This is a genomic window from Mesorhizobium sp. M0991 (assembly GCF_040318915.1).
Classification (GTDB): Bacteria; Pseudomonadota; Alphaproteobacteria; order Rhizobiales; family Rhizobiaceae; genus Mesorhizobium.
Map to the genome: position 1 here is coordinate 25,463 of NZ_JAMYNE010000015.1, position 22,104 is coordinate 47,566.

General features: G+C 62.7%; 24 protein-coding genes. 13 read left to right on the forward strand and 11 right to left on the reverse strand.

Going from position 1 to position 22,104, the window contains the following annotated elements; all coding sequences use genetic code 11:
• Positions 1-63: 63 nt before the first annotated feature.
• On the reverse strand, positions 64-507 hold the full coding sequence (locus NKH70_RS21360) for an SRPBCC family protein (protein ID WP_023676417.1): 444 nt from the start codon (positions 505-507) through the stop codon (positions 64-66).
• A gap of 225 nt (positions 508-732) precedes the next feature.
• Between NKH70_RS21360 and NKH70_RS21365 the strand changes: the two genes are divergently transcribed.
• Both NKH70_RS21365 and NKH70_RS21370 read left to right on the forward strand, forming a co-directional pair.
• The gene (locus NKH70_RS21365) at positions 733-1,497 is read left to right on the forward strand and encodes a copper homeostasis protein CutC (RefSeq protein WP_352978307.1); all 765 of its coding nucleotides are present in this window, start codon (positions 733-735) and stop codon (positions 1,495-1,497) included.
• 21 nt (positions 1,498-1,518) lie between these two features.
• On the forward strand, positions 1,519-2,016 hold the full coding sequence (locus tag NKH70_RS21370) for a GNAT family N-acetyltransferase (protein ID WP_352978309.1): 498 nt from the start codon (positions 1,519-1,521) through the stop codon (positions 2,014-2,016).
• 19 nt (positions 2,017-2,035) lie between these two features.
• Here the strand turns inward: NKH70_RS21370 and NKH70_RS21375 are convergent, their stop codons facing one another.
• Positions 2,036-3,058 (reverse strand): acyltransferase family protein, encoded by a 1,023-nt coding sequence (locus tag NKH70_RS21375; protein WP_352978311.1) that lies wholly within the window; start codon positions 3,056-3,058, stop codon positions 2,036-2,038.
• A 463-nt stretch (positions 3,059-3,521) separates the two neighbouring features.
• Between NKH70_RS21375 and NKH70_RS21380 the strand changes: the two genes are divergently transcribed.
• The 4 genes from NKH70_RS21380 (at position 3,522) to NKH70_RS21395 (ending at position 7,327) form a co-directional block, all read left to right on the forward strand.
• Positions 3,522-4,601 (forward strand): FIST N-terminal domain-containing protein, encoded by a 1,080-nt coding sequence (locus tag NKH70_RS21380; RefSeq protein WP_353025942.1) that lies wholly within the window; start codon positions 3,522-3,524, stop codon positions 4,599-4,601.
• Positions 4,602-4,611: 10 nt separating this feature from the next.
• A complete protein-coding gene (locus NKH70_RS21385) occupies positions 4,612-5,952 on the forward strand; it encodes an ATP-binding response regulator (protein WP_353025943.1) in 1,341 nt (446 codons plus the stop codon).
• 3 nt (positions 5,953-5,955) lie between these two features.
• Positions 5,956-6,642 (forward strand): DUF6392 family protein, encoded by a 687-nt coding sequence (locus tag NKH70_RS21390; RefSeq protein WP_352913338.1) that lies wholly within the window; start codon positions 5,956-5,958, stop codon positions 6,640-6,642.
• Positions 6,643-6,805: 163 nt separating this feature from the next.
• Positions 6,806-7,327, forward strand: a complete 522-nt coding sequence (locus NKH70_RS21395) for a hypothetical protein (protein WP_353025944.1) — start codon at positions 6,806-6,808, stop codon at positions 7,325-7,327.
• A 33-nt stretch (positions 7,328-7,360) separates the two neighbouring features.
• Here NKH70_RS21395 and NKH70_RS21400 read toward each other — a convergent pair whose 3' ends face one another.
• Positions 7,361-8,044, reverse strand: coding sequence for a response regulator (locus NKH70_RS21400; protein ID WP_292662956.1), 684 nt, complete (start codon positions 8,042-8,044; stop codon positions 7,361-7,363).
• Between the two features lie 211 nt (positions 8,045-8,255).
• On the opposite strand from NKH70_RS21400, the gene NKH70_RS21405 reads away from it, so the two are divergent.
• Genes NKH70_RS21405 through NKH70_RS21420 form a run of 4 tightly spaced genes read left to right on the forward strand, consistent with a single transcriptional unit; the run spans position 8,256 to position 11,188 of the window.
• A complete protein-coding gene (locus NKH70_RS21405) occupies positions 8,256-8,966 on the forward strand; it encodes a fumarylacetoacetate hydrolase family protein (protein WP_352913336.1) in 711 nt (236 codons plus the stop codon).
• Between the two features lie 4 nt (positions 8,967-8,970).
• Positions 8,971-9,621 carry a maleylacetoacetate isomerase gene (gene maiA / locus NKH70_RS21410; RefSeq protein ID WP_352913334.1) on the forward strand — a complete coding sequence of 217 codons (651 nt, stop codon included), beginning with the start codon at positions 8,971-8,973 and terminating at the stop codon, positions 9,619-9,621.
• Entirely contained in the window at positions 9,611-10,087 is a 477-nt protein-coding gene (locus NKH70_RS21415) for a DUF4262 domain-containing protein (RefSeq protein ID WP_352913332.1), read from the forward strand. The genes maiA and NKH70_RS21415 overlap by 11 nt, the downstream gene beginning before the upstream one ends.
• A gap of 60 nt (positions 10,088-10,147) precedes the next feature.
• Positions 10,148-11,188: a zinc-dependent alcohol dehydrogenase family protein gene (locus NKH70_RS21420; RefSeq protein WP_352721058.1), complete on the forward strand. Its 1,041-nt coding sequence runs from the start codon at positions 10,148-10,150 to the stop codon at positions 11,186-11,188.
• Between the two features lies 1 nt (position 11,189).
• Here NKH70_RS21420 and NKH70_RS21425 read toward each other — a convergent pair whose 3' ends face one another.
• A complete protein-coding gene (locus NKH70_RS21425) occupies positions 11,190-12,083 on the reverse strand; it encodes a LysR family transcriptional regulator (RefSeq protein WP_352721060.1) in 894 nt (297 codons plus the stop codon).
• 140 nt (positions 12,084-12,223) lie between these two features.
• On the opposite strand from NKH70_RS21425, the gene NKH70_RS21430 reads away from it, so the two are divergent.
• Positions 12,224-13,660: an MFS transporter gene (locus tag NKH70_RS21430; protein ID WP_352721062.1), complete on the forward strand. Its 1,437-nt coding sequence runs from the start codon at positions 12,224-12,226 to the stop codon at positions 13,658-13,660.
• Here the strand turns inward: NKH70_RS21430 and NKH70_RS21435 are convergent.
• Together NKH70_RS21435 and NKH70_RS21440 are read right to left on the reverse strand one after the other, a co-directional pair.
• Complete coding sequence (locus tag NKH70_RS21435; protein WP_353025945.1) at positions 13,629-14,486, reverse strand: alpha/beta fold hydrolase; 858 nt, start codon at positions 14,484-14,486, stop codon at positions 13,629-13,631. The two genes, NKH70_RS21430 and NKH70_RS21435, sit on opposite strands and share 32 nt — an antisense overlap.
• Positions 14,487-14,665: 179 nt before the next feature.
• Positions 14,666-15,544 (reverse strand): DMT family transporter, encoded by an 879-nt coding sequence (locus NKH70_RS21440; protein ID WP_352913327.1) that lies wholly within the window; start codon positions 15,542-15,544, stop codon positions 14,666-14,668.
• A gap of 105 nt (positions 15,545-15,649) precedes the next feature.
• Between NKH70_RS21440 and NKH70_RS21445 the strand changes: the two genes are divergently transcribed.
• Positions 15,650-17,053 (forward strand): aminotransferase-like domain-containing protein, encoded by a 1,404-nt coding sequence (locus NKH70_RS21445; protein WP_352913325.1) that lies wholly within the window; start codon positions 15,650-15,652, stop codon positions 17,051-17,053.
• A gap of 30 nt (positions 17,054-17,083) precedes the next feature.
• On the opposite strand, the gene NKH70_RS21450 is transcribed toward NKH70_RS21445, so the two are convergent.
• From NKH70_RS21450 to NKH70_RS21460, 3 genes are all read right to left on the reverse strand, one after another.
• Positions 17,084-17,581, reverse strand: a complete 498-nt coding sequence (locus NKH70_RS21450; RefSeq protein WP_352721068.1) for a MaoC family dehydratase — start codon at positions 17,579-17,581, stop codon at positions 17,084-17,086.
• 136 nt (positions 17,582-17,717) lie between these two features.
• Positions 17,718-18,146, reverse strand: coding sequence for a phasin family protein (locus NKH70_RS21455; RefSeq protein WP_352721069.1), 429 nt, complete (start codon positions 18,144-18,146; stop codon positions 17,718-17,720).
• Positions 18,147-18,229: 83 nt separating this feature from the next.
• A complete protein-coding gene (locus NKH70_RS21460; protein ID WP_352721071.1) occupies positions 18,230-19,534 on the reverse strand; it encodes a DUF445 domain-containing protein in 1,305 nt (434 codons plus the stop codon).
• Between the two features lie 191 nt (positions 19,535-19,725).
• Between NKH70_RS21460 and rirA the strand changes: the two genes are divergently transcribed.
• Entirely contained in the window at positions 19,726-20,187 is a 462-nt protein-coding gene (gene rirA, locus NKH70_RS21465; protein WP_352721072.1) for an iron-responsive transcriptional regulator RirA, read from the forward strand.
• A 13-nt stretch (positions 20,188-20,200) separates the two neighbouring features.
• On the opposite strand, the gene NKH70_RS21470 is transcribed toward rirA, so the two are convergent.
• On the reverse strand, positions 20,201-20,989 hold the full coding sequence (locus tag NKH70_RS21470; RefSeq protein ID WP_352721074.1) for a heme ABC transporter ATP-binding protein: 789 nt from the start codon (positions 20,987-20,989) through the stop codon (positions 20,201-20,203).
• 11 nt (positions 20,990-21,000) lie between these two features.
• Positions 21,001-22,104, reverse strand: a complete 1,104-nt coding sequence (locus NKH70_RS21475; RefSeq protein ID WP_352721076.1) for a FecCD family ABC transporter permease — start codon at positions 22,102-22,104, stop codon at positions 21,001-21,003.

Genomic DNA, 22,104 nt, shown 5'->3' on the forward strand with positions numbered 1-22,104 from the left:
GATATTTCTTGGTTCTGTCAGTTCGCCGGCCGCCGCGTTGCGGCAAGGCGAGCGCCGGGATCTTCAGCTTTGCGAGGCAGTCACCCGCTCAAGCCGCTCGAGAATGCGCGGCCAGCCGCTTCCCATGCCGATGTAGCCGCGCTCGTCCTCGGACCGGAACCCGGAATGCTCCATGCGCACCCGCGTCGCCGTACCTTCGGGCGTCAACGACCATGTCACCACGGTCTTCAGACCGCTGTCGGATTCGGTGCCGTCGCCCCAGCTGTAGGCGAGCAGGCGTGGCGGCTCGATCTTCAGCACCTCGCAGTTCGTCACGCCGGACCAGCCAGGCACCGGCGTCGCGCGAAAGGTAAAGCGATGGCCTTGCTCAGGCGCAAAGTCGTTCTCCATCAGCCATTCGGCAACCAGATGCGGCACGGTCAGTGCGCGCCATATCTTTTCAGCCGCGTGCGGAATCAGACGCTCGACGACAATGGATTTGGTTTCGATTGTGGTTGCTTCAGTCATGACTTCGGACCCGTTGTTTGCGGTTTGGCTGGGCTATTCAACAACGCGCTCTCCATGAGAACCAATAACCCATCAGCTATGAGTTACGTATAACGCTTAAGTTATGAATGTGTCAAGCGGCGGAATGGCAGGCGCGCCCGCAAGCACATTGAGCCAACACTTCGGGCTTTCATCGCACCAGACCCGATGCTACCGCTGGCCAGCCAAATCATCGACGGATCGCCCATGACCGAGACCGAACGCCCTCGCCTGCCGCTGATCGAGATCTGCGTCGAAGGCATAGACGGCCTGCTGGCCGCGCAAGCCGCCGGCGCCGACCGTGTCGAGCTCTGTGCCAGCCTGATCGAAGGCGGCATCACGCCGAGCTTCGGCACCGTGCGCACGGCGCTTGAATTAGCGACGATCCCGTTCCACGTCATCGTGCGGCCGCGCGGCGGCGATTTTCTCTATAGCGAAGCCGAATATCGTTCGATGCTCGCCGATGTCCGCGCGCTTGCCGAGCTCGGCGTCGCCGGTGTCGTCGTCGGCTGCCTCAACGCCGACGGCATGATCGACGAGCAGCGCATGAGCGAACTGGTGAAGGCGGCGGGGGACTTGAACGTCACCTGCCACCGCGCCTTCGACATGACCCGCGACCCGACAGAGGCACTGGAGGCGCTGATCCGCTGCAAGGTCGGCCGCGTGCTGACCAGCGGCCAGCGGGACACGGCGCTCGAGGGCGCTGACCTGCTCGCCGATCTTGTCAGGCAGGCCGGCGACCGCATCATCATCCTCGGCTGCGGCGGGCTTGATCCCGAGAACATCGGCAAGGTGCGGAGGAAAACCGGGTTGAGCGAAATGCACTTCGCCGCGCTCAAGGACGTGCCGAGCGCCATGCGTTACCGCAATCCGAAAGTCGGCATGGGCGGCACCGACCTCGACCGCGAATACCGCAACACCGTGACCGACGAGGCGATGGTGGCGGCAACCATCGCCGCTGCCCGGACATGATGCCGGATGACAGAAGAAAACATGATTGAAACGCATTTCCCGATCGAGCAGGTCTCGCCGCAGGATGAGCCCGCCATCCTCGCGCTCAACAACGAGCATGCTGCCGAATTGTCATGGCTCGAACCCGAGCGCCTCTCCTTCCTGCTCGGCGAAGCGTTTTACACGCGCCGCATCGGCACGCTCGAAGCCTTCATCATGACCTTCCATCAGGACGCCAGCTACGACAGCCCCAACTTCCTGTGGTTTCGCCAGCGCTATCCGCGGTTCGTCTATGTCGATCGTGTCGTGGTCGACGCCAAAGCGCGCGGCCGCGGCCATGCCCGCCGGCTGTATGAGGATCTGTTCGAGCAGGCGTCACGCGCCGGCCAGGCGATCGTCACCTGCGAAGTCAATGCCGAGCCACCCAATCCGGCTTCGGACGCCTTCCATACCGCACTCGGCTTTGTGGAAGTGGGCGACGCGGTAATCCACGGCGGCAAGAAAGCCGTGCGGTATTATGCAAGACGGATCGCCGGCTGAACGGCGGGCGCTATTCACCCTACCAATTGCGGTTCAGCCAGGAGCGGGCCGGCTTTTCGACGATGTAGTAGCTGCACAGAGCGCAAGCGAACGCCGCCACCAGCGTCAGCCACGCCGAACTACCTTGTATGTCGACGAATTGATAAAAGGGCTGCTGCCAAAGATAGAGCGAATACGACCACAGCCCCAGCATCGTCATCGGCCGGGAGGATAGAAACCCGGTCAGGTACCGGCTGCTGAAGTCGAGCGAGTTGACGGCGAGTGCCAGCAGCGGCACCGCGACCAGATAGTGGATCGGGGTTGGCACGGCAGCCATGAAAAGGAGCACAGCCACGACTGAGGCCGCCAGGGCGACATGCGGCCCCTTGAGCAGCGCCGGCAGCCTGTCGTCGGCCTTGAGCAGGCATATCACCGCCGAAAGCAGGATCGAGGCGATGTGCACGTCGGTGCGCCAATAGGCGCCCTCGTAGCCTATTGCGAACACCCGGTAGGAGATGGCGCCGTTTGCCATGGCCAGCACCGACAATGCACCTAGCAATAGGATGACGTGCGATCGCTTCGAAACGACGACGCTGATCAGCGCCAGGATGATATAGGCGTGCTCTTCGACGCAGAGCGACCAGATATGGTCGAGCGCGCCGGCGCGGGTGACGAGAATTCCGGCGTAGTTGTAAGTGAACGTCAGCGCAGTCAGCGCCGCCTTCCACTTGAAGGCGATGAATGTGCCGGACAAGGCAACCATCGCGGCAACGACAAACACCAGCAGTGCCGGATAGATGCGAGAGAACCGGCGCTTGAAGAATTTCTTCAGCGGATAATGTTCGACAAACAGGATCTCGGCCATCAGCCGGCCGCTGAGTACGAAGAAGAATTCGACGCCCAGGACACCGAGATTGATGGCGGGAACGGGGAAGAAATGGCCGATCAGCACCAGCGCGATCGACAGGCCGCGCCAGCCGTCGAGATAGGCAAGCCTGGTTCTTGCCGAGCTGTCGGCGACAGGCCTGGACACGACAAGACGCGTCGCGGAGATGTCCGTCATGCCGGTCCCTTCTGCGACAGGCGGGCTGGAGGCCGCATTCTCAGCCATATTGCAATGCACTAAAACTTTGTGCAAGTGCGAGATAACGACACGCCGAAGTACGGGACGCACAAAAAAGGGGCCATCAAGGCCCCTTCCCAAAACGACGGTCTGCAGTCTCAGGCGTTGGCGGCAGCCACCGCCATCGCGGTGCGATGTCGCCTTCCGTCTGTGAGCGGCTGCGCGGACGCCGTCAAACGGCAGAAACTTCAAATCCATCATGTTGGCTCATTGCCAAAGCACCGCTTCAAGACAACAATGACCTCGACGCCGGCGCGCCAGACGCGCACAAAAAAAGCGTCGGAGGAAATGGAGGAGGAAGCCGCTGGCCAAGTCACGGACGCGCTATGCATGCGGCCTTTCGGTGCTCACCACCGACCAATCTGACGCGGATGCGTTCGCCCGGGCGGTGGCAGCGGAAGCAATGGCCATCGACGCCGGGTTTGCCCTCCTGTTTTTCTCGCAACGTCTCATAGAGGCCGTCGCCCTGTCGGAAGCGCTGAAGACCCACGCGCCGGCGCTCCACTATGCCGGCTGCTCGACGGCCGGTGAGATAACGCCCAAAGGGCTGGAGGAAGGCCAGATCCTGGCTATGCTGTTTCCCTCCGCATCGTTTTCGGCAGCCAGCACCATGGTCGAAAATCTGTCCTCATCCGGCATGGACGGGATTACCGGCGAAGTCGAGGCGCTGAGGCGTTCGTTACGCGAGCGCCTCGGGCACGAGCGAGCCGACACCACTTTCGCGCTCTGCTTGATCGACGGGCTGTCCTATGCCGAAGAAGCGGTGACCTCCGCCATCCATTGGGGGCTCGACGATATTCCACTGATCGGCGGGTCGGCTGGCGATGATTTGAAATTCGAAACAACGCGGCTGATCTCGAACGGCAAAGTGACCTCCGACAGCGCCATCATCGTGCTGATCACCACGGAAATTCCTTTCCACGTGTTCAAGACCGACAATTTCGTTCCCACCGACGAGAAGCTGGTGGTGACGGCATCCGATCCCGACCACCGCATCGTGCGCGAATTCAACGCCACCAATGCCGCCGAGGAATATGCCGCCTCGGTCGGCGTCGTCGCGCAGATGCTGACGCCACTGAGTTTTGCCTCGCACCCGGTGGTGGTGAAAGTGGGCGGCGAATTTTACTGCCGTTCAATCCAGAAGATGCACGCGGACGGCTCGCTGTCGTTCTTCTGCGCCATCGACGATGGTGTCGTGCTTGCCGTCGCCCAGCCCAAGGACATGGTCGAGGCGACCCGCGCCGCGCTCAGCGACGTCAGCGAAAGGCTTGGCGGCATCGACCTGATCCTCGGCTTCGACTGCGTGCTGCGCCGGCTCGACGCGCGCAACCGCCAAGTCTATCGCGAGATTTCGGAACTCTACAAGGTCAACAACGTCCTCGGCTTCGGCACCTATGGCGAACAGTACCGTTCGATGCATCTGAACCAGACCTTTACCGGCATCGCCTTCGGTGAACGCAACGCGGCCGAAGCGGCGGAGTAGGAAATCCGGGATGCCGCTGAGGAACATCGACGACCTGGAAAGGCTGAAGAAGATCAACGCCGCGCTGATCAGCCGCGTCGAGCGTTCCATGGACCAGCAAGGCAATGCCTTTTCGCTGTTCCAGACCGCCATTTCGCTCGAGAACCGGGTGCGCAACCGCACCGAAGAGCTGCATTCGACCTTGCGCCGGCTGGAGCAGTCGAACATCGACTTGAACGCGGCCAAGGAAAACGCCGAGCTGGCGAACCTGTCCAAGACCAGGTTCCTGGCGGCCGCCAGCCATGACGTGCTGCAGCCGCTGAACGCCGCGCATCTGTCGGTCTCGGCGCTTGCCGAAGTACAGACCAGCGACGAAGGCAGAAACCTGGTCCGCCAGGTCGAGCGATCGCTTGAGACGATGGAGGACCTGCTCCGCACCTTGCTCGACATTTCCAAGCTCGATGCCGGCGTCGTGCAGCCCGACATCACCGATGTCAGCCTGGAGACGCTGTTTTCGTCTCTGCGCTCGGATTTTCAGCCGGTCGCGGAGATGAAGGGGCTGACGCTGAAGTTCCGGCCGGTCAATGCGCTCGTATGTTCGGACCGAACCTTGCTGCGCCGCATCCTGCAGAACATCCTGTCCAATGCACTGCGCTATACCCGCTCGGGCGGCGTGTTGGTCGGCACCAGGCATCGCGGCGACACGATCCGCATCGACGTCGCCGATACCGGCTGCGGCATCCCCGACGACCAGCGCGAGGCGGTGTTTGAGGAATTCCATCGCGGCGCGATCCCGACGGATGCCGGGCTTGCCGCCGGCGGGCTGGGGTTGGGGCTGGCCATCGTGCGCCGCATCGCCGCGGCACTCGGCCATCCCGTCACGTTTTCGTCGAAGGTCGGACATGGCACGATTTTCCATATCGACGTTCCGGTCGGGATCGGCGACGCAGCCGATCTAATCGCCAGCACCGCCGAGATGGAGCGGCCGCGTGGCTACGGCCTGTTCGGCACAAAGGTGCTGCTGGTCGAGAACGACATCGACGTGCTGCAGGCGATGACCTCCCTGCTCGAGCGCTGGCAATGCCTGGTGCGCCCCGCCACTTCGACCGGTGACGCGCTCGACATGCTTGGCGATACCGACTGGTTGCCAGATATTGTCATAGCCGACCAGCATCTCGACGGCGGCGACCTCGGCACCACCACAATCGCCGAGGTCCGTGATTATCTCGGTCGCGCCGTGCCCGCGCTGATCGTCACCGCAGACGGCTCGGAGACAGTCGCCAAGGCCGCCCGCGCCGCCGGCATCGAGCTGATGCGCAAGCCGCTGAAGCCAGCGCAGCTGAGGGCGTTGCTGGCACATCTGCTGGCTTAGAGAATGACTAACGCGATCCTCGACTACTTGGGAAAACCGGCGTCATCTCCTTTGACGTCACCGCCGTTTGAGTCCTGGGAATTCAAACGAACTGTTGACAATGATCTTCCGGAAATCCGCATAGACTACGTTTCTGCGCGTAACAGATTTTCCTTCATCTGCGATAGCGATGAAAAAATAGACACCATATTCATAGAGGCTGATAATTTGGATCGAAGCCTCCTGGACATTTCCTTTTCACTCAGCCGCAACGACGTGCTGCGTATATTGGGCGTGCCCTCAAAAAGCGGCGCGGCACGGAGAGATCCTTTTTTGGGTGAATACGGCCGTTGGGACCGCTTCGACGAGGCGCATCATTCAATACATATCTCATATCACGCTCATGCAAACCGGATAACAAGGGTGACGCTTATGCGCGCCGACGCGGTGCCGTTGACTATGCCGGGCATGCCATGCGCGACTGAGAGGACCCGGGAAACCACAATGATAGTGCAGTTCTACGGCATCACCTTCGACTTGCCCGTCGGATGGGAAGACATAACTGACGACCTCCCCGAGGGATCGCCGCCTACCTTAGAAATTACGGTGACAGTGCACTTTTCTACTGTTCGCCCGGCCGTCGTTGTCCGTAGATCGACTGCACGGCTCGCCTCGCCCGCCTTATCGTTCCCGGTCTGCCGCACTAGGTAACGCAGCTGACCGGGTTGCGGTGCAAATCGGCAAAGCCGTGAACCCACGAAAATGAGGCAGGCGACGAAAGAAACATGGTGCACCTGTCACCGATTTTGAATTGCAGTGATTGAAACCGTCGCGGACAAGGCCAAGAACGACGCTGCCGGGGAACAAGGGGGCAATGAAGGGTGTGCCGAACAAAACAATGACCAACAGCAATAAGAAAAAAGTTGAACACTATACATCTCCCTTTTGGCGCATTCTTCGAGGAGAGGCTGTGTACCAACTTGATGAAACGTCAGTGCCGGAAGCCATCAATCGGGCGCTTGGTCCCGACCCTTTTTGGGAGAAAGGGGAGAATATAATGTGCTTCGACGACCTCGAGGTCGGACTAGACGAAACAAACGAATTGAAAACTGTTCGGTACTACGGCTTATATCCTGGGAAAACCAGTAAGGGCGAGATCAGGCTTCCAAAGCTTGATAGCGAAAGAATTTCCAAAAAACTATTACAAATGAGTAACGTTGTGGAATATCTAATGATTAACTCTGTCGGATTCAACTACGATAAAACGTTTGACAGCGATTCCGACCGTGGTCTTCGCCTGCACGATGGAGGAAGTATTCATTTATATAACAAAGCTGGAATCTTCTATCTTGGTTCGGTTTTTTTTGATGAAAATTTAGAACAACAGAAGGGGTGAAGAGTCCATCTTTGTTCGCAGGCGACCGTGAGATCAAAACCCCGCATGGTCCCGAAACAGCTCGGCATTGTCGAGCTTCGAGACCTCGATCACCGCCTGGGTGCGGCTGTAGACGTTGAGCTTGCGCAGGATTTCGGAGACATGCGCCTTGACGGTGGTCTCGCCGACCTGCAGCTCATAGGCGATCTGCTTGTTGAGCAGGCCCTGGCGCAGCATCTGCAACACTTTGAGCTGCTGCGGCGTCAGCGTGGCCAGGCGCTGCACCATCTCGGCGCGGTCGGTGCTGTTGGCGTCGGGCGGCCGGCCCTCATAACTCCCAGGAACATAGATCGCGCCTTCCATCACCGAGCGGATGGCCGCGGCAAGATCGCTCTTGCGCGCCGATTTCGGGATGAAGCCTGCCGCACCATAGGACAGCGCCTCGGAAATGATCTTCGGTTCCTCATAGCCGGAGACGATGACCACCGGCAGGCGCGGATAACGCGTCCTGAGCTGCAGCAGTCCGTCGAAGCCATGCACGTCGGGCATACTGAGATCGAGCAGCGCCAGGTCGAACGGCTTGGCATCCGTCAGAAGCTCGAGCGCCTCGGCAATAGAGCGCGCCTCCACCGTGTCGACCTCCGGATAGGCCATCTGCACGGCGCTGTGCAGCGCCTCGCGAAACAGCGGATGGTCGTCAATGATCAGGAACCTGGCGCGATCGGTCATCAGCTTCATTTCGGTTTGGTCTGGCCTAGAATAGTCCTGCAACCATGGCCAGCTTATTGGCAAATAGTACATTGCCATCCTGGCTTGCTAAAGCAGAATGTGCCCATGATTTCCGCGGCGCCATGCGACAGGCCTGGCTCTTCCGCCATCCAATGCCTTGCCCGTCCGCCCAAATCGGCCGAATGTGCGGGGGACAGATCCGCTGAAACAGAGACAGTGCATGACCGGCTTCGTCCTTCCCCTGCCCGCAACCCCGTCGGTAGCCGTCGCAGGCTCGCCGGAGCGTTTTGCGGTGCGCCGGATCTTCTGCGTCGGCCGCAACTACGCCGCGCATGCCCGCGAGCTCGGCAATGACGAGCGCGACCCGCCCTTCTTCTTCACCAAACCGGGCGACGCGGTGGTCGACGCGGCAGTCGGTTCGGGCACCACGATCCCCTACCCGCCGCTGACCCAAAACCTGCATCACGAAATCGAGCTGGTCGTCGCGATCGGCAGAGCCGGCTTTCGCATACCGCGCGAGCGCGCGCTGGACCATGTCTGGGGTTACGGCGTCGGCGTCGACCTGACCCGCCGCGACCTTCAGGACGAGGCGAAAAAGGCGGCAAGGCCGTGGGACTGGTCGAAAGCCTTCGACCGCTCAGCGCCCTGCGGCCCGCTGGTCCCGGCGCAAAAATCCGGTCATCTCGAAAAGGGTCGCGTCTGGCTCGCGGTCGACGGCGAGATCAGGCAGGACGGCGACCTCGCCGAACTGATCTGGCCGGTTCCCGACATCGTCTCGATTTGCAGCGAGGCGGTAGAACTTCGGCCCGGCGACCTGATCTTCACCGGAACGCCAGCTGGCGTCGGCGCCATTGGGCCGGGCGAAAAGATCACCGGCGGCGTCGACGGCATCGGCGAAATCGAACTGACTATTGGCCAACCGGGCCCGTGATCCGATGAGCGACCTCATCCTTCACAACTACTACCGTTCCTCGACCTCTTACCGGGTGCGGATCGCGCTGGAGATGAAGGGCCTGGCCTACGAGTACGTGCCGCATCATTTGCGCCACGGCGAGCATCTGGATCCCGCCTACCTCGCGGTTAATCCGCAAGGGCTGGTGCCGGCGCTGATCCTGGGCGACGGCACGCTGCTGACGCAGTCGCTGGCAATCATCGAATTTCTCGACGAGACCACGCCAGAGCCGCCGCTGCTGCCCAAGGATGCACCCGGCCGGGCTCGCGTCAGGATGCTGGCGCAGATGATCGCCTGCGACATTCATCCGGTGAACAATCTGCGCGTGCTGACCTCGCTGCGCACACTGTTCGGCGCCGGCGACCAGGATGTCGTCAACTGGTTCCGGCACTGGGTCAACGAAGGCTTCCAGCCGCTTGAAAAGATTCTGGCTTCCTCGCCCGAGACCAAGACATTCTGCCACGGCGACACGCCGGGGCTGGCCGACATCTGCCTGGTCGCGCAGGTCACCAGCAATGCCCGTTTCGGCGTCGACATGACGCCCTACCCGACTATCTCGCGCATCCATGCCGCCTGCATGGCGCTGCCGGCGTTCCAGAAGGCCGCGCCGGAGAACCAGATCGATGCCGAATAGAGAAGCCAAAGATCCAGATGAAGCGAAAACGCTCGCCGACATCGAAGAATATGGCTGCCACATTCTGTATGTGCTGGAAGAAGGCGAGCATCCGCCTTTCAGCTACTCGGTGGGGATAGAGCACAATTTCAATGCTCCTGAACTGGTCGTTGTCGGGCTGAAGCCAGAGCTTTCCCAGTCTGTCATCAACCAATACTGCAGACGGGTGTGCAACGGCGAGATTTTCCGCATCGGGCAGCGATCGTCTGGTTTCATAGGCGGCTTCGACTGTCAGTTCGGCTCGGTCCATGTGGAGCACTACCCTGAACATTTCGGTTGGGACATCTGGTTCTACGACGGCCTGGGCTTCCGGGTTATGCAGCTTATCTATCCTACGACCGAAGGCATCTGGCCGTGGGATCCTGAAGCGAGCGAGTGGTTTCGAAAGCGGCAACCGCTTCTCGACACGCCGCCGGCATCAAGCTAACTCCGAACAACCGCCTGACCAATGCGCCGTTATTGAATTGAAACTTATGAAAGCCTTGTCATGAAAGCCGTCGTCTTCGAAAAGTTCGGCGAAACGCCAACGATCCAGACCGTTCCCGATCCGGAGCCGGCACCGGAAGGCGTCGTCATCAAGGTCGAGGCGACTGGCCTCTGCCGCAGCGACTGGCATGGCTGGATGGGCCACGACGACGGCATCCGCCTGCCGCATGTGCCGGGCCACGAACTGGCCGGCGTCGTGGTCTCCGCAGGCAGCCAGGTGACCCGCTGGAAGGGCGGCGAGCGCGTCACTGTGCCGTTTGCCGTCGGCTGCGGCCGCTGCTTCGAATGCACCTCGGGCAACCACCAGGTCTGCGAGCATCAGTTCCAGCCCGGCTTCAGCGCCTGGGGATCGTTCGCCGAATATGTCGCCATCGACCATGCCGACACCAATCTCGTGCGCTTGCCCGACGAGATGGAATTCGCCACTGCCGCCAGCCTCGGCTGCCGCTTCGTCACCTCGTTCCGCGCCATCGTCGATCAGGGCCGCGTGACCCCCGGCGAATGGGTGGCCGTGCATGGCTGCGGCGGCGTCGGCCTGTCGGCGATCATGATCGCCAGCGCCATGGGCGCCAATGTCGTCGCCATCGACCTCACCGACGAGAAGCTGGACTTCGCCAAAAAGATCGGCGCGGTGGCGACGATCAACGCGGCAAAGACGCCGAACGTGGTCAAGGCGGTCAAGCAGATCACCAATGGCGGCGCGCATATGTCGATGGACGCGCTCGGCCACCCCAGTACCTCGTTCAATTCGATCGCGAACCTGCGCCGCCGCGGGCGCCACGTGCAGGTCGGCCTGATGCTCGGCGACCACGCAAGGCCGCAGATACCGATGGACAAGGTGATCGCCTTCGAGCTCGAAATCCGCGGCAGCCACGGCATGCAGGCGTTTCGCTACCAGGCGATGATGGAGATGATCCGCACCGGCAAGCTCAAACCCGAACTGCTGGTCGGCAAGAAGATCAGCCTCGAGGAGGCGCCGGCCGCTTTGATGGCGATGGGCGGCTTCGAAGGCATCGGCATCGGCGTGGTGACTAGATTCTAGATTAACGAAAAGAGGCGCAGACCTCCCGCACGCAGGCTCGCAGCCAGCGCTGCGCCGGATCGGCATCGAGCCGCGGATGCCAGAGCATTGAGATGGTGACCTCGGCAACATCGACCGGCAACGGGAAGCTGTACATGCATGCGCGCGCGCCCAGCGTGTGCCGCTCGGGGACGCTGGCGATCAGATCGGAGGCGCGCGCCATGGCGAGCGTGGCCGAGAAGCTGGAAACCATGCACGCAATCGTCCGCTCGAGGCCCAGCGGCTTCAATGCCTCGTCGATCGGGCCCTTTTCGCGGCCACGCCGCGAAACGCTGATGTGGCGACCGGCGGCATAGCGTTCCGGCGTCACAAGGCCCTCGCTCAGTCTATGTCCCGTTCGCACCGCACCGATGAAGCGGTCGCGAAACAGCGCCTGAATGCGCATTTCAGGGCTCGTTTCACCGGCAACCCCGATTTCAAGATCAATCCCAGCGTCGCGCAGCGCCATGTCGTTCTTGTCGGATTTCGGCGCAAAACGCAGCCGCACGCCGGGCGCGTCCGCTTCGATGCGGGCGACAAGACGCGGCGCGAACTCCTCGACGAAACTTTCGTTGGCGCGCAGCGTGAAGACTTTGTCGAGAGCAGAGAGGTCGAGGAGCCTGGCCGGGCTCAGGAGAGCTTCCGCATCCTGAACGACGCGGCCTACCTGTTGCTGCAATTCCAGTGCGCGCGGCGTCGCAACCAGGCCACGGCCGGCCCGAACCAGCAATGGGTCGCCTGTCGCCTGGCGCAACCGCGCCAACGTCCGGCTCATCGCCGAGGGACTGAGGCGTAGCCGCCCGGCCGCGCGCGCCACACTGCCCTCGGTCAGCAGCACATCGAGGGCGACAAGCAGATTGAGATCGGGCGACGACATGGAGGGACCGTAGCACAGTTCAATCGTGACGTGGCGTTCAATGCACGAATAAAATGCAAGTGCTGCGTCTTCCGCCACATCAAGCCGGGGAATAGCTTGCGGCAGCTCCGATCCTGGGGCTGTCGGCAAAGGAGTTCACCTTGGCATCGATCGCTGAAAAGACTTGGAACGAAGTTGCCCCGGTGAGCGCCCGCTCGGCCCGATGGGCATTGGCAAGTCTGTCGCTTTCAACGCTGCTGTCGTCGCTCGCCACCAGCATCGCCAGCGTCGGGCTGCCATCGCTGATGCAGGCGTTCGGCGCATCGTTCCAGCTCGTGCAATGGGTTGTCCTGGCTTATCTGCTCGCCATCACCACCTTGATCGTCAGCGCCGGGCGGCTCGCCGATATATTCGGCCGCCGACCGCTGTTGCTCGGCGGCATTGCCCTGTTCACCTTCGCATCGGTGCTTTGCGGGCTCGCGCCGACGCTCTGGCTGCTGATCGCCGCAAGGGCGGCACAGGGGCTCGGCGCGGCCGTTATGATGGCTCTGACGCTGGCCTTTATCGCCGACACGGTTCCCCGGGAAAAAACCGGCAGCGCCATGGGCCTGCTCGGCGCCATGTCGGCGATCGGCACCACGCTTGGCCCCTCGCTTGGCGGACTGCTGATCGCCGGCCTCGGCTGGCGCGCGATCTTCCTCATCAATCTGCCGTTGGGAGCGCTGGCCTTCGCGCTCGCCTGGCGCGTCCTGCCGGCCGGAAGAAAGACAGCGGAACCGGATCGGCGCGGTTTCGACGGGATCGGCACGGCTTTGCTCGCTCTGACGTTGGCCGCCTATGCGCTCGCCATGACCCTTGGGCGCGGCAGTTTTGGTTTTCTCAATGTCGGCTTGCTGATTGCCGCCGCCGTGGCTGGCCTGCTGTTCGTCATTGCGCAGACAAGGGCCGAGAACCCCTTGATTCAACCTGCCAGATTCCGCGATCACGCCTTGAACGCAAGCCTTGCCATGAACCTGATCGTCGCCACCGTGATGATGGCGACGCTGGTGGTCGCGCCATTCTATCTGTCGCGCGCACTTGGGTTGAACGCAGCCATGGTCGGGCTGGTCCTGTCGACCGGCCCTCTGGTTACCGCATTGGCGGCACTGCCGGCCGGACGCCTGGTCGATCGTTTCGGGGCGCACCGGATGATGATCGTCGGCCTGTTCGATCTCGCTATTGGTACCTTTGCTCTGTCGCGGGCGGAATTCGGTATTGCCGGCTATGTCGTACCAATCATCATCGTCTGTACCGGCTACAGCCTGTTTCAGACCTCCAACAATTCAGCCGTGATGACCGATGTGGCATCCGACCAGCGCGGCGTCGTCTCCGGCCTGCTCAATCTGTCGCGCAATCTCGGCCTGATCACCGGTGCGTCGGTGATGGGCGCGGTGTTTGCCTTCGCATCGGCTGGCGGAAGCGAAGGCACCGGTCAGCAGATATTGGCATCTGCGGCAGCCGCACGCGGCATGCAGGTCACCTTCCAGGTCGCGACGGCCCTGGTCGTGGCGGCGCTGATCCTTGCGATTATTTCTGATCGCCGCGGCCAGCACGCTTAGCTGAGCCGCCAGCGACAAACTCCAGCATCAGTTCAGCAGCCCTGAGCGCATGCGTCTCCAGAAGGAAATGGCCTGCGTCGAAGACGTGAGCCTCCATCCGGGGAAGATCCATAAGCCAGGACTGAACCTCTGCAACGTCGAAGAAGGCATCGTGGCGACCCCAAAAAAGCATCGCTCGGGGCTGATGCTTCGCCAGATAATCAGCCACTTCCCCGAACCGGTCGACATATCGGCCGTAGTCGGCAATGAGCGCCTTCTGCAGATCAAGTCGTCCCGGCAGACACATGACCCGCCAGTCTTCAATCCAATTACCTGGATCGATCTGCGCCGCGATCTCGGCTGGCAGGCCGGCGACGTACTGGTCGCGGGCTCCCTCGAGGGTCAGATGGGCGGTGGCGGCCTGCTGGTTCGCAGCATTCGGCGCAGCCCAGAAGTCCAATGTGTCTGCCCATTGCGGACCAAAGCCGGAGCGGTGGGCATTGGCATTCTGGATAACGAGGCCTTCGACGAGTTCCGGCGCGCGCATGGCGAGATGAAGCGCTACCGGGGCTCCGAAATCATGCAAATAGAGAAACCTGCGGCCAACGTTGAGACGCGAGAGCAGCTCGTCAATCGCGCGGGCCAGCATGTCGAACGATCGCTCGGGCGGCAGATCGGACGCGCCGAAGCCCGGCAGGTCAGGCGCCACGACATAGACGCTGCCGGAAAGCGGGGCAATCACGTCGCGAAACGTCCGCGAGGAGCTGGGAAAGCCGTGCAGCAGCACGAGCGCGGGCTTGGAAGCGTCACCAGCCGTCCGGACGGCCACCTCACCACCGGAGGACAAGGCTATCTTCTGGACCCCAGGCACCAAAATTGTACCTTTCCTCCACGCCGATGCAGGCCACCTCGCTTCTTGCGTCACGCTGGCCGATTCGGCGCCTCAGAGGCGTCGTTTCGCCAGGTCGGCAGCTCTTGGTATCAATTGGACGCGATGGTATCGAGTTCAAGAGTATGCTGGCGCACCTATCTCGCATATCTCTTGGCACCGACGACGCAAAGCACGACGGCGGCGGTGACGGAGATCATGGCGGGACTGAACTGCTCATGCAGCAGCGCTGCCGCCAGCCCAAGGCCGAAGAAAGGCTGCAGCAGTTGCAACTGCCCGACCGCAGCGATGCCGCCTTGCGCCAGGCCGCGATACCAGAACACGAAACCGATCAGCATGCTGAACAGCGAGACATAGGCCAGGCCAATCCAGGCGCCCCTGCCGGCACTTTCGAGCGACGGCGGCATGGTGATGAACGTCAGCGCCAGCATGACGGGCAGCGACAGCACCAGCGCCCACGAGATCACCTGCCAACCGCCGAGCTTGCGCGACAGCGCCGCTCCTTCCGCATAGCCCAATCCGCACACGATGATGGCGGCCAGCATTAAGATGTCGCCGAGCGGCGAGACCGACAGGCCTTGGGTGACTGCAAAACCGGCGACAAGGACGCTGCCGAGGCACGAGAACAGCCAGAACGCCGGCTTCGGGCAATCACCGCCTCGAACCACGCCGAAGATCGCGGTCGCCAACGGCAACAGGCCGACGAAAATGATCGAGTGAGCCGAATTGATGTGCTTGAGCGCCAGCGCCGTCAGCAGGGGAAAGCCGACCACGACGCCAAGCGCCACGATCGCCAGCGGGAGCAGATCTCGCCGCTCCGGGCGCTTCTGGCGAAAGAGAAGCAGCAGCGCCAGGCCGAGGATGCCCGCCGACGCCGCACGGGCGACCGTTACGAACACCGGATCGAAATCCATCACCGCCACGCGCGTCGCCGGAAGCGAACCGCTGAAGATCAGCACGCCTATGAACCCGTTGACCCAGCCACTCGCCGCCCAGCCACTTGCCGCCTTGTCCATTGATGCTCCGCTCGTTTTCGCCCTCTATCGGGCCGGGCGTATGGCTCCGCCAGAGACAATGAGGTACAGTTTGACAAAACCGTCATGGTAGGCTGAGCAGTACGGATGGATGAGCAGACGACAACAGATGAGGGCAGCCGGACGCTTGTCGAAAGCGTCATGGCGACGATCAGGCACAGGATCGCCGCGCGCAGCCTGACACCGGGAATGCGGCTGCCTTCGATCCGGGCTTTCGCCAAGGCCATGCAGGTTTCCAAGTCCACCGTGGTCGAAGCCTATGAGCGTCTAGCGGCGGAAGGCATGATCCGCTCGCGGCCAGGCTCGGGTTTCTATGCCGCCGGACAGTTGGCTCCGCTGTCGCTGGCCGAGATCGGCCCCAGGCTTGACCGTGCTGTCGACCCGCTGTGGGTCTCGCGCCAATCGCTGGAAGCCGGCGACGGCGTCCTGAAACCGGGTTGCGGCTGGTTGCCGGCGTCATGGATGCCCGAGGCCGGATTGCGCCGCGCGCTGCGGACGATGGCCCGCGCCGACGATGCCGCGCTGACCGACTACGGCACGCCGCTCGGGTTGCCGGCGCTGCGCCATCTGCTGGCGCGGCGCATGGCCGAGCACGGCATCGAAGCCTCTCCGGACCAGATCATGCTGACGGAGTCGGGCACCCAGGCGATCGACCTGCTGTGCCGGTTCCTGCTCGAACCGGGTGACACTGTGTTGGTCGACGATCCCTGCTATTTCAACTTCCATGCCCTGTTGCGCGCCCATCGGGCCAAGGTGATCAGCGTCCCCTACACGCGCTCGGGTCCGGACATCGAGCTGTTCGCGCAGGCACTGAACGAGCATCGGCCGCGCCTCTACATTACCAATTCGGCGCTCCACAATCCGACAGGCGCGATATTGTCGCCGGTCGTTGCTCATCGGGTGCTGAAGCTCGCCGACCAGTCGGGGCTGACAATCATCGAGGACGATATCTTCGCCGATTTCGAACACACGCCCGCGCCCCGGCTGGCGGCCTTCGACGGGCTCAGCCGGGTCATCCACGTCGGAAGCTTTTCCAAGACGCTGTCGGCATCGGTGCGCTGCGGCTTCATCGCCGCTCCTCGCGACTGGATGGAAGGATTGACCGATCTCAAGATCGCCACGTCGTTTGGCAGCGGTCGGCTTGCATCCGAACTGGTACTGGCGCTGCTGAAGGACGGTCTCTATCGCAAGCACGTCGATCTGCTGCGCGCGCGGCTCTCGCGCGCCATGGAAGAAAGCAGCACCCGCCTCAGGGCGATCGGCATCATGCCATGGATAGATCAGCCGGCCGGCATGTTTTTATGGTGCAGGCTGCCGGAGGGGATAGATGCCGCAGATGTCGCCCGCCACGCTCTGTCGGCCAATGTCGTGCTTGCGCCGGGCAATGCGTTCAGCCTGTCCCGGTCGGCCAGCCGTTACATGCGCTTCAACGTCGCGCAATCGGGAGGCGACCGGATTTTCAGGGCGCTTGAAGACGCGATGTCGCGTTGATTGCGCTGCCGCAAAACTGAGGCTGAACTCTCAGGTGCCGGCCCGCTTGCGGCGCGCATAAAGCATGACGAGCGTCTCGGCGGTCAGCGCCGGCCTCTGCTCGCCTTCGATCTCGACCGTATTGGCAGCCTTCATCAGATATTGCCCCGGACCTTTGTCTTCCATCGACAAGAGCGTGGTGCGCAGCCTGATCCGCGAGCCGACCCTGACCGGCGCCACGAAACGCACTTTGTCGAAACCGTAATTGAAGGCGGCCTGCGTGTTTTCGGGTACGATGCCCATCTCGAGCGCCAGCGCGCCGATGATCGACAGGGTCAGATAGCCATGCGCGATGGTGGTGCGGAACGGGCTTTGCCGCTTCGCCCGCTCCGGATCGACGTGGATCCATTGATGATCGCCAGTGCATTCGGCAAACTGGTCGATGCGGTGCTGATCGACCACTGTCCAGTCCGAGACGCCCAACTCCTGCCCGGCCATCGCCCTGAGTTGCTCGAAGGTCGGCGGCGTCCTCGGCCGTATCTGCGTCATTCCTGCTTTCCCGATCGCTTGCCTGTTCCGGACCACGACGGGCCGCCCCTGTCAATTCGCCAATGCGATTCCAGCGCATAATCTTCGGCCGAGCCGCCGGTCTTTGCCGCCGGCAAGTGTGCTGCCGGGGAACAGCTTACTTCTTGTTGTGGCCGGCGCGGATCTCCTCCATCGCCTCCTTGATGCGGCTGCGCAGGATTTCGATCGATTCGGTGCCGGACGCCCTCGCCAGTTCGGCCATCTCGCCGGCATTCTTCAGCGCGGTCTCGAAGGATCTCCTGGCGAACGCCGCCTGCTTCTCCATCATTTCCTGGGGATTGCCGGGCGCCCTGTAGTTTTGTGCCATGTCGGTGATTTCGCGCAGCGTGTCCTGCAGCATCTCGCGTTGCCTGGACAACAGCGCCGACGCTCCGGCGGCACTCGCCCGGGCCGACTTCTCCAGCGCTTCTAAGTTTTTGCGGTTGTGAGCGAGGATCGCCTCGACGTCGACATTCGGCAGCTTCAGGTCGCGGCCGAACTTGCTGAACATGTCGATGAAGGACTCGGACTCCGGTCGTTTTGCCATGCTGGTTCTCTCCCCCTGTTGCCGTGAACGCCACCACTGCACGGAAGATAGTGCAGCAAAGCTCAGCGGTCCATTCGGACGAGTCAGCCGACGAGAAACAGCCGTTCGGCGGTGTAGAGCACGAGCCCGGCAAGGCCACCGATGATCATGCCGTTGAAGCGAATATATTGCAGGTCCTTGCCGATGTTCATTTCGATCAGCCTTGTCAGTTGCGCGAGGTCCCAGCGCTTGACCTGGTCGGCGATGAATTTGGACACGCCGCTCTTCTGGCTTTCGACGAAGGATGCAAGCGCCACGATGAACCCCTGGTTCATGTCGGCCCTGATCTGCGCGTCGTCGGCAAGATGGCGGCCGACCTCGACGAACATGGTGGCGAGATGGTCGCGGATCATCGAATTCGGCGCCTTGGCGTCCTGTTCGATGAACAGCCGCAGGCTGTCCCACATATCGCCGGCCAGCGAGCTGAGTTCTGGCCGGGCAAGGAAATCGCGCTTCAGCTTTTCGGCGCGCCTGGCATATTGTTTGGATGTCCTCAACCGCTCGACGAAGGTCCCGACGAAAAGGTCGAATTCGGCTCGCATCGGATGGTGCGGATCGGCGCGCACTTCATCGAGCAGCGAGCCGGCCGATGCAACGATCTTCTTCAACAGATAGGCGTCGGCGCGAAACAGGTTGAACAGCGACGGCAGTTCCTCGCGGATCTTCTCGCGCATCGTCGCCAGCGCCTGCTCGTCGCTCAAGAAGCGGCCGACCACCTTGGTGAACTCGTCGAACAGTTTCTGGTGGCGACGGTCGTCGGTCAGCGCCGACAGCAGCTCGGCGGCGAGCGGCGCCAGCGGCACCTTCTCGATCTGCTCCAGCATACGGCTGGTGAAGAAGCCGCGCAGTCCGGATTGCTCGACCGCCGCCAGCGTCTGCGGCACCAGCCGGCCGACGAAGCGCGACAGGTCGGCGGCGCGGTTCGGGTCGGCCAACCAGTCCGCGACCAGCGCGGAAAAGTCGACCTCGGCGAGCTTTTCGCGCACCGGTTCCGGCGCCAGGAAATTCACCTCGATGAAGCGGCCGAGATTGTCGGCGATGCGATTCTGGTTTTCCGGAATGATGGCCGTATGCGGGATCGGCAGGCCAAGCGGCCGCCGAAACAGCGCCACCACCGCATACCAGTCCGCCAGCCCGCCGATCGTCGCCGCCTCGGCGAAAGCGGCGACGAAGCCCAACCACGCATGCCGGCTCTCGAGCGATTTCGCCACCGCAAAGACCAGCACGCAAAACGCAAGTGCTGCGGCGGCGACGAACTTGGTGCGCCTGAGCGCCGAAAGCTTGGCGTCGGCATCGGCGTCGAACCGGACGGACGCGACGGATGCAAATGCCGGGGCTGGTCGTGACATGATGGGCCGCTCCTGATCGTGTATGCGAACTTATCTAGTGTCGCCTGCCCCAGAAAGCGCGCCGCTGGTTCCGGTGCGCGCAATCGTGCACGCAAACTTGACGCCGGAATTCATCTATTATGCAGCGCCAGTCTGGAATTGTTCCAAACTATAGGCCATATTGACGCCAACCACTGTTATGTGAGGACACAATGCGGCTTACCCGTCAGACCAACTACGCCATGCGCATTCTGATGTATTGCGCCGCCAACACCGAGCGGTTGAGCCGCATCCCCGAGATCGCCGCCGCCTATTCGGTCTCGGAACTTTTCCTGTTCAAGATCCTGCAGCCGCTGGTCGAAAACGGCCTGATCGAAACGGTGCGCGGCAGGAATGGCGGCGTCAGGCTCGGCCGCGCGGCCGAATCAATCAGCCTGTTCGATGTCGTGCGGGTGACGGAGGAAAGCTTTGCCATGGCCGAGTGCTTCGAGAACGACGCCGCCGAATGCCCGCTGATTGACAGCTGCGCCTTGAATTCGGCATTGCGCGAAGCGCTCAACGCCTTCTTCGCCGTGCTGTCGCGCTACACGATCGCCGATCTGGTGGCGGCGCGCCCGAATGTGCGACACCTGCTCGGCATCGACATGCTGGTGCAAAGGGCGCCGGCCGCCTGATTTCTCTGATTGCCTAAGCTGCCGATTGCGGCAATACGAATGGCATGTTTGCGGCCGGCAACACGCCGACCTTCAGCCGGCAATCGAAGACCTTTTCGATCAGCTCGTCGCTGAGCACCTGTTGCGGCGAACCTGTAGCCGCGAGCTTGCCGCGATGCATGACGAAAATCCGGTCGGCATACATCGCCGTCAAATTGAGGTCGTGCAGGATGGCGACCACGCCGCCGCCGCATCTGGCGAAATCACGCGCGATGTCCATGATGATCAGCTGGTGTTTGATGTCGAGGCTGGACACCGGCTCGTCGAGGAACAAATAGCGCGGCTTGCCGTCGAGCACCGGCGCCCACACCTGGCACAGCACGCGGGCAAGCTGCACGCGCTGCTGCTCGCCGCCGGACAGCTCCTGGTAGAAGCGGCCGGCGAAACCGTCGAGGTCGACGCGCGCCAGCGCGCGTTCGGGCAGGCGCTGGTCCTCGCCGGGCAGCACACCGGAGCGCCCGCCGACCAGGCCGAGCCTGACGATCTCGCGCACCGTGAATGGAAACGACAGCGTCGCCGCCTGCGGCAGCACCGCGCGCACCGTCGCCGCCTCGACCGGCTTCATCGCGGATAGATTGCGGCCGTTGACGGTGACCTCTCCCGAATAAGCAAGATCGCCGGACAGTGCTCTGAGGAAGGTCGTCTTGCTCGAACCATTGGGGCCGACGATGGCCGCGATTTCGCCCGGCCGCGCCGCGAAATCGACATTGGCGACAATGCGCTTGCCGCCGATCGCCACCGAGACATCGCGCGCTTCGATCATAAGAGCCCCTTTTACAGGTCGATGACGCCGCGCTTGCGCAGCAGGATCCACAGGAAGAACGGGGCACCGGCGACCGCGGTGACGATGCCAATCGGCAATTCGGCCGGGGCAACGATGGTGCGGGCAACGGCGTCGGCCAACAGCAGCAGCGCGGCGCCGAGCAGCGCCGATGCCGGCAGCAGGTAACGGTTGTCGGGGCCGATCAGCAGGCGCAGCAGATGCGGCACCACGATGCCGACGAAGCCGATGCCGCCGCTGACGGCGACCGACGCGCCGACCGCCGCCGAGACGCCGACAATCGCGGTGTATTTCAGCCGCTGCACCGGAATGCCGAGATGGCCGGCCGTGGCCTCGCCGAGCGCCAGCGCGTTGAGGCCGCGCGCCAGGAACGGCATTGCCGCCAGCGCCAGCACGATGACCGGTCCGACCGAGCCGATCTTCTGCCAGGTGGCGCCGCCCAGCGAACCGAGCTGCCAGAAGGTCAGGTCGCGCAATTGCCGGTCGTCGGCCATGAAGATCAGGATGCCGGTCAGCGCCATGGCAAGCGCCGCCAGCGCGATGCCGGCGAGCAGCATGGTGGCGACCGAGGTCCGGCCCTGCCGTGTCGCGACCTGATAGAGCAGCAATGTCGTCGCCAGCCCGCCGCAGAACGCAGCCAGCGGCAGAGCCATCGTGCCGAGCGCCGAAGTCAGCGGCGCCAGCATGGTCGAGCCAAGCACGATGACGGCGACCGCACCGAGGCTCGATCCCGCCGAAACGCCGATCAGGCCGGGGTCGGCCAGCGGATTGCGGAACAGCCCCTGCATGACGGCACCGGAGACGGCAAGCGATGCGCCGATCAGCACGCCCAGAATGATGCGCGGCAGACGGATGTCATGGATGATCAGGCCGTCGCGGGCGCTCAACGCCGCGTCGCCGGGCAACGCGCCGAACAGCCAGTTGTGCATGACGCCGATGGCCGAGGCATCGGATGCGCCGGAGGTCAGCGACAACAGCACGGCGATAGCCAGCCCGACGCAGAGCAGCACGATGACGAGGCGGGCGCGCCGCGAGCGGTCACCCTCGGCGGCCGTCACCATAATTCCCGCCGCACCAGCGATCGAATGATCCGCCAT

Coding starts and splice junctions, on each gene's coding strand:
- NKH70_RS21360 (WP_023676417.1), bottom strand. CDS start 507: ATGACTGAAGCAACCACAATCGAAACCAAATCCATTGTCGTCGAGCGT.
- NKH70_RS21365 (WP_352978307.1), top strand. CDS start 733: ATGACCGAGACCGAACGCCCTCGCCTGCCGCTGATCGAGATCTGCGTC.
- NKH70_RS21370 (WP_352978309.1), top strand. CDS start 1,519: ATGATTGAAACGCATTTCCCGATCGAGCAGGTCTCGCCGCAGGATGAG.
- NKH70_RS21375 (WP_352978311.1), bottom strand. CDS start 3,058: ATGACGGACATCTCCGCGACGCGTCTTGTCGTGTCCAGGCCTGTCGCC.
- NKH70_RS21380 (WP_353025942.1), top strand. CDS start 3,522: ATGGCCATCGACGCCGGGTTTGCCCTCCTGTTTTTCTCGCAACGTCTC.
- NKH70_RS21385 (WP_353025943.1), top strand. CDS start 4,612: ATGCCGCTGAGGAACATCGACGACCTGGAAAGGCTGAAGAAGATCAAC.
- NKH70_RS21390 (WP_352913338.1), top strand. CDS start 5,956: ATGACTAACGCGATCCTCGACTACTTGGGAAAACCGGCGTCATCTCCT.
- NKH70_RS21395 (WP_353025944.1), top strand. CDS start 6,806: ATGAAGGGTGTGCCGAACAAAACAATGACCAACAGCAATAAGAAAAAA.
- NKH70_RS21400 (WP_292662956.1), bottom strand. CDS start 8,044: ATGAAGCTGATGACCGATCGCGCCAGGTTCCTGATCATTGACGACCAT.
- NKH70_RS21405 (WP_352913336.1), top strand. CDS start 8,256: ATGACCGGCTTCGTCCTTCCCCTGCCCGCAACCCCGTCGGTAGCCGTC.
- maiA (WP_352913334.1), top strand. CDS start 8,971: ATGAGCGACCTCATCCTTCACAACTACTACCGTTCCTCGACCTCTTAC.
- NKH70_RS21415 (WP_352913332.1), top strand. CDS start 9,611: ATGCCGAATAGAGAAGCCAAAGATCCAGATGAAGCGAAAACGCTCGCC.
- NKH70_RS21420 (WP_352721058.1), top strand. CDS start 10,148: ATGAAAGCCGTCGTCTTCGAAAAGTTCGGCGAAACGCCAACGATCCAG.
- NKH70_RS21425 (WP_352721060.1), bottom strand. CDS start 12,083: ATGTCGTCGCCCGATCTCAATCTGCTTGTCGCCCTCGATGTGCTGCTG.
- NKH70_RS21440 (WP_352913327.1), bottom strand. CDS start 15,544: ATGGACAAGGCGGCAAGTGGCTGGGCGGCGAGTGGCTGGGTCAACGGG.
- NKH70_RS21445 (WP_352913325.1), top strand. CDS start 15,650: ATGGATGAGCAGACGACAACAGATGAGGGCAGCCGGACGCTTGTCGAA.
- NKH70_RS21450 (WP_352721068.1), bottom strand. CDS start 17,581: ATGACGCAGATACGGCCGAGGACGCCGCCGACCTTCGAGCAACTCAGG.
- NKH70_RS21455 (WP_352721069.1), bottom strand. CDS start 18,146: ATGGCAAAACGACCGGAGTCCGAGTCCTTCATCGACATGTTCAGCAAG.
- NKH70_RS21460 (WP_352721071.1), bottom strand. CDS start 19,534: ATGTCACGACCAGCCCCGGCATTTGCATCCGTCGCGTCCGTCCGGTTC.
- rirA (WP_352721072.1), top strand. CDS start 19,726: ATGCGGCTTACCCGTCAGACCAACTACGCCATGCGCATTCTGATGTAT.
- NKH70_RS21470 (WP_352721074.1), bottom strand. CDS start 20,989: ATGATCGAAGCGCGCGATGTCTCGGTGGCGATCGGCGGCAAGCGCATT.
- NKH70_RS21475 (WP_352721076.1), bottom strand. CDS start 22,104: ATGGCGGATCATTCGATCGCTGGTGCGGCGGGAATTATGGTGACGGCC.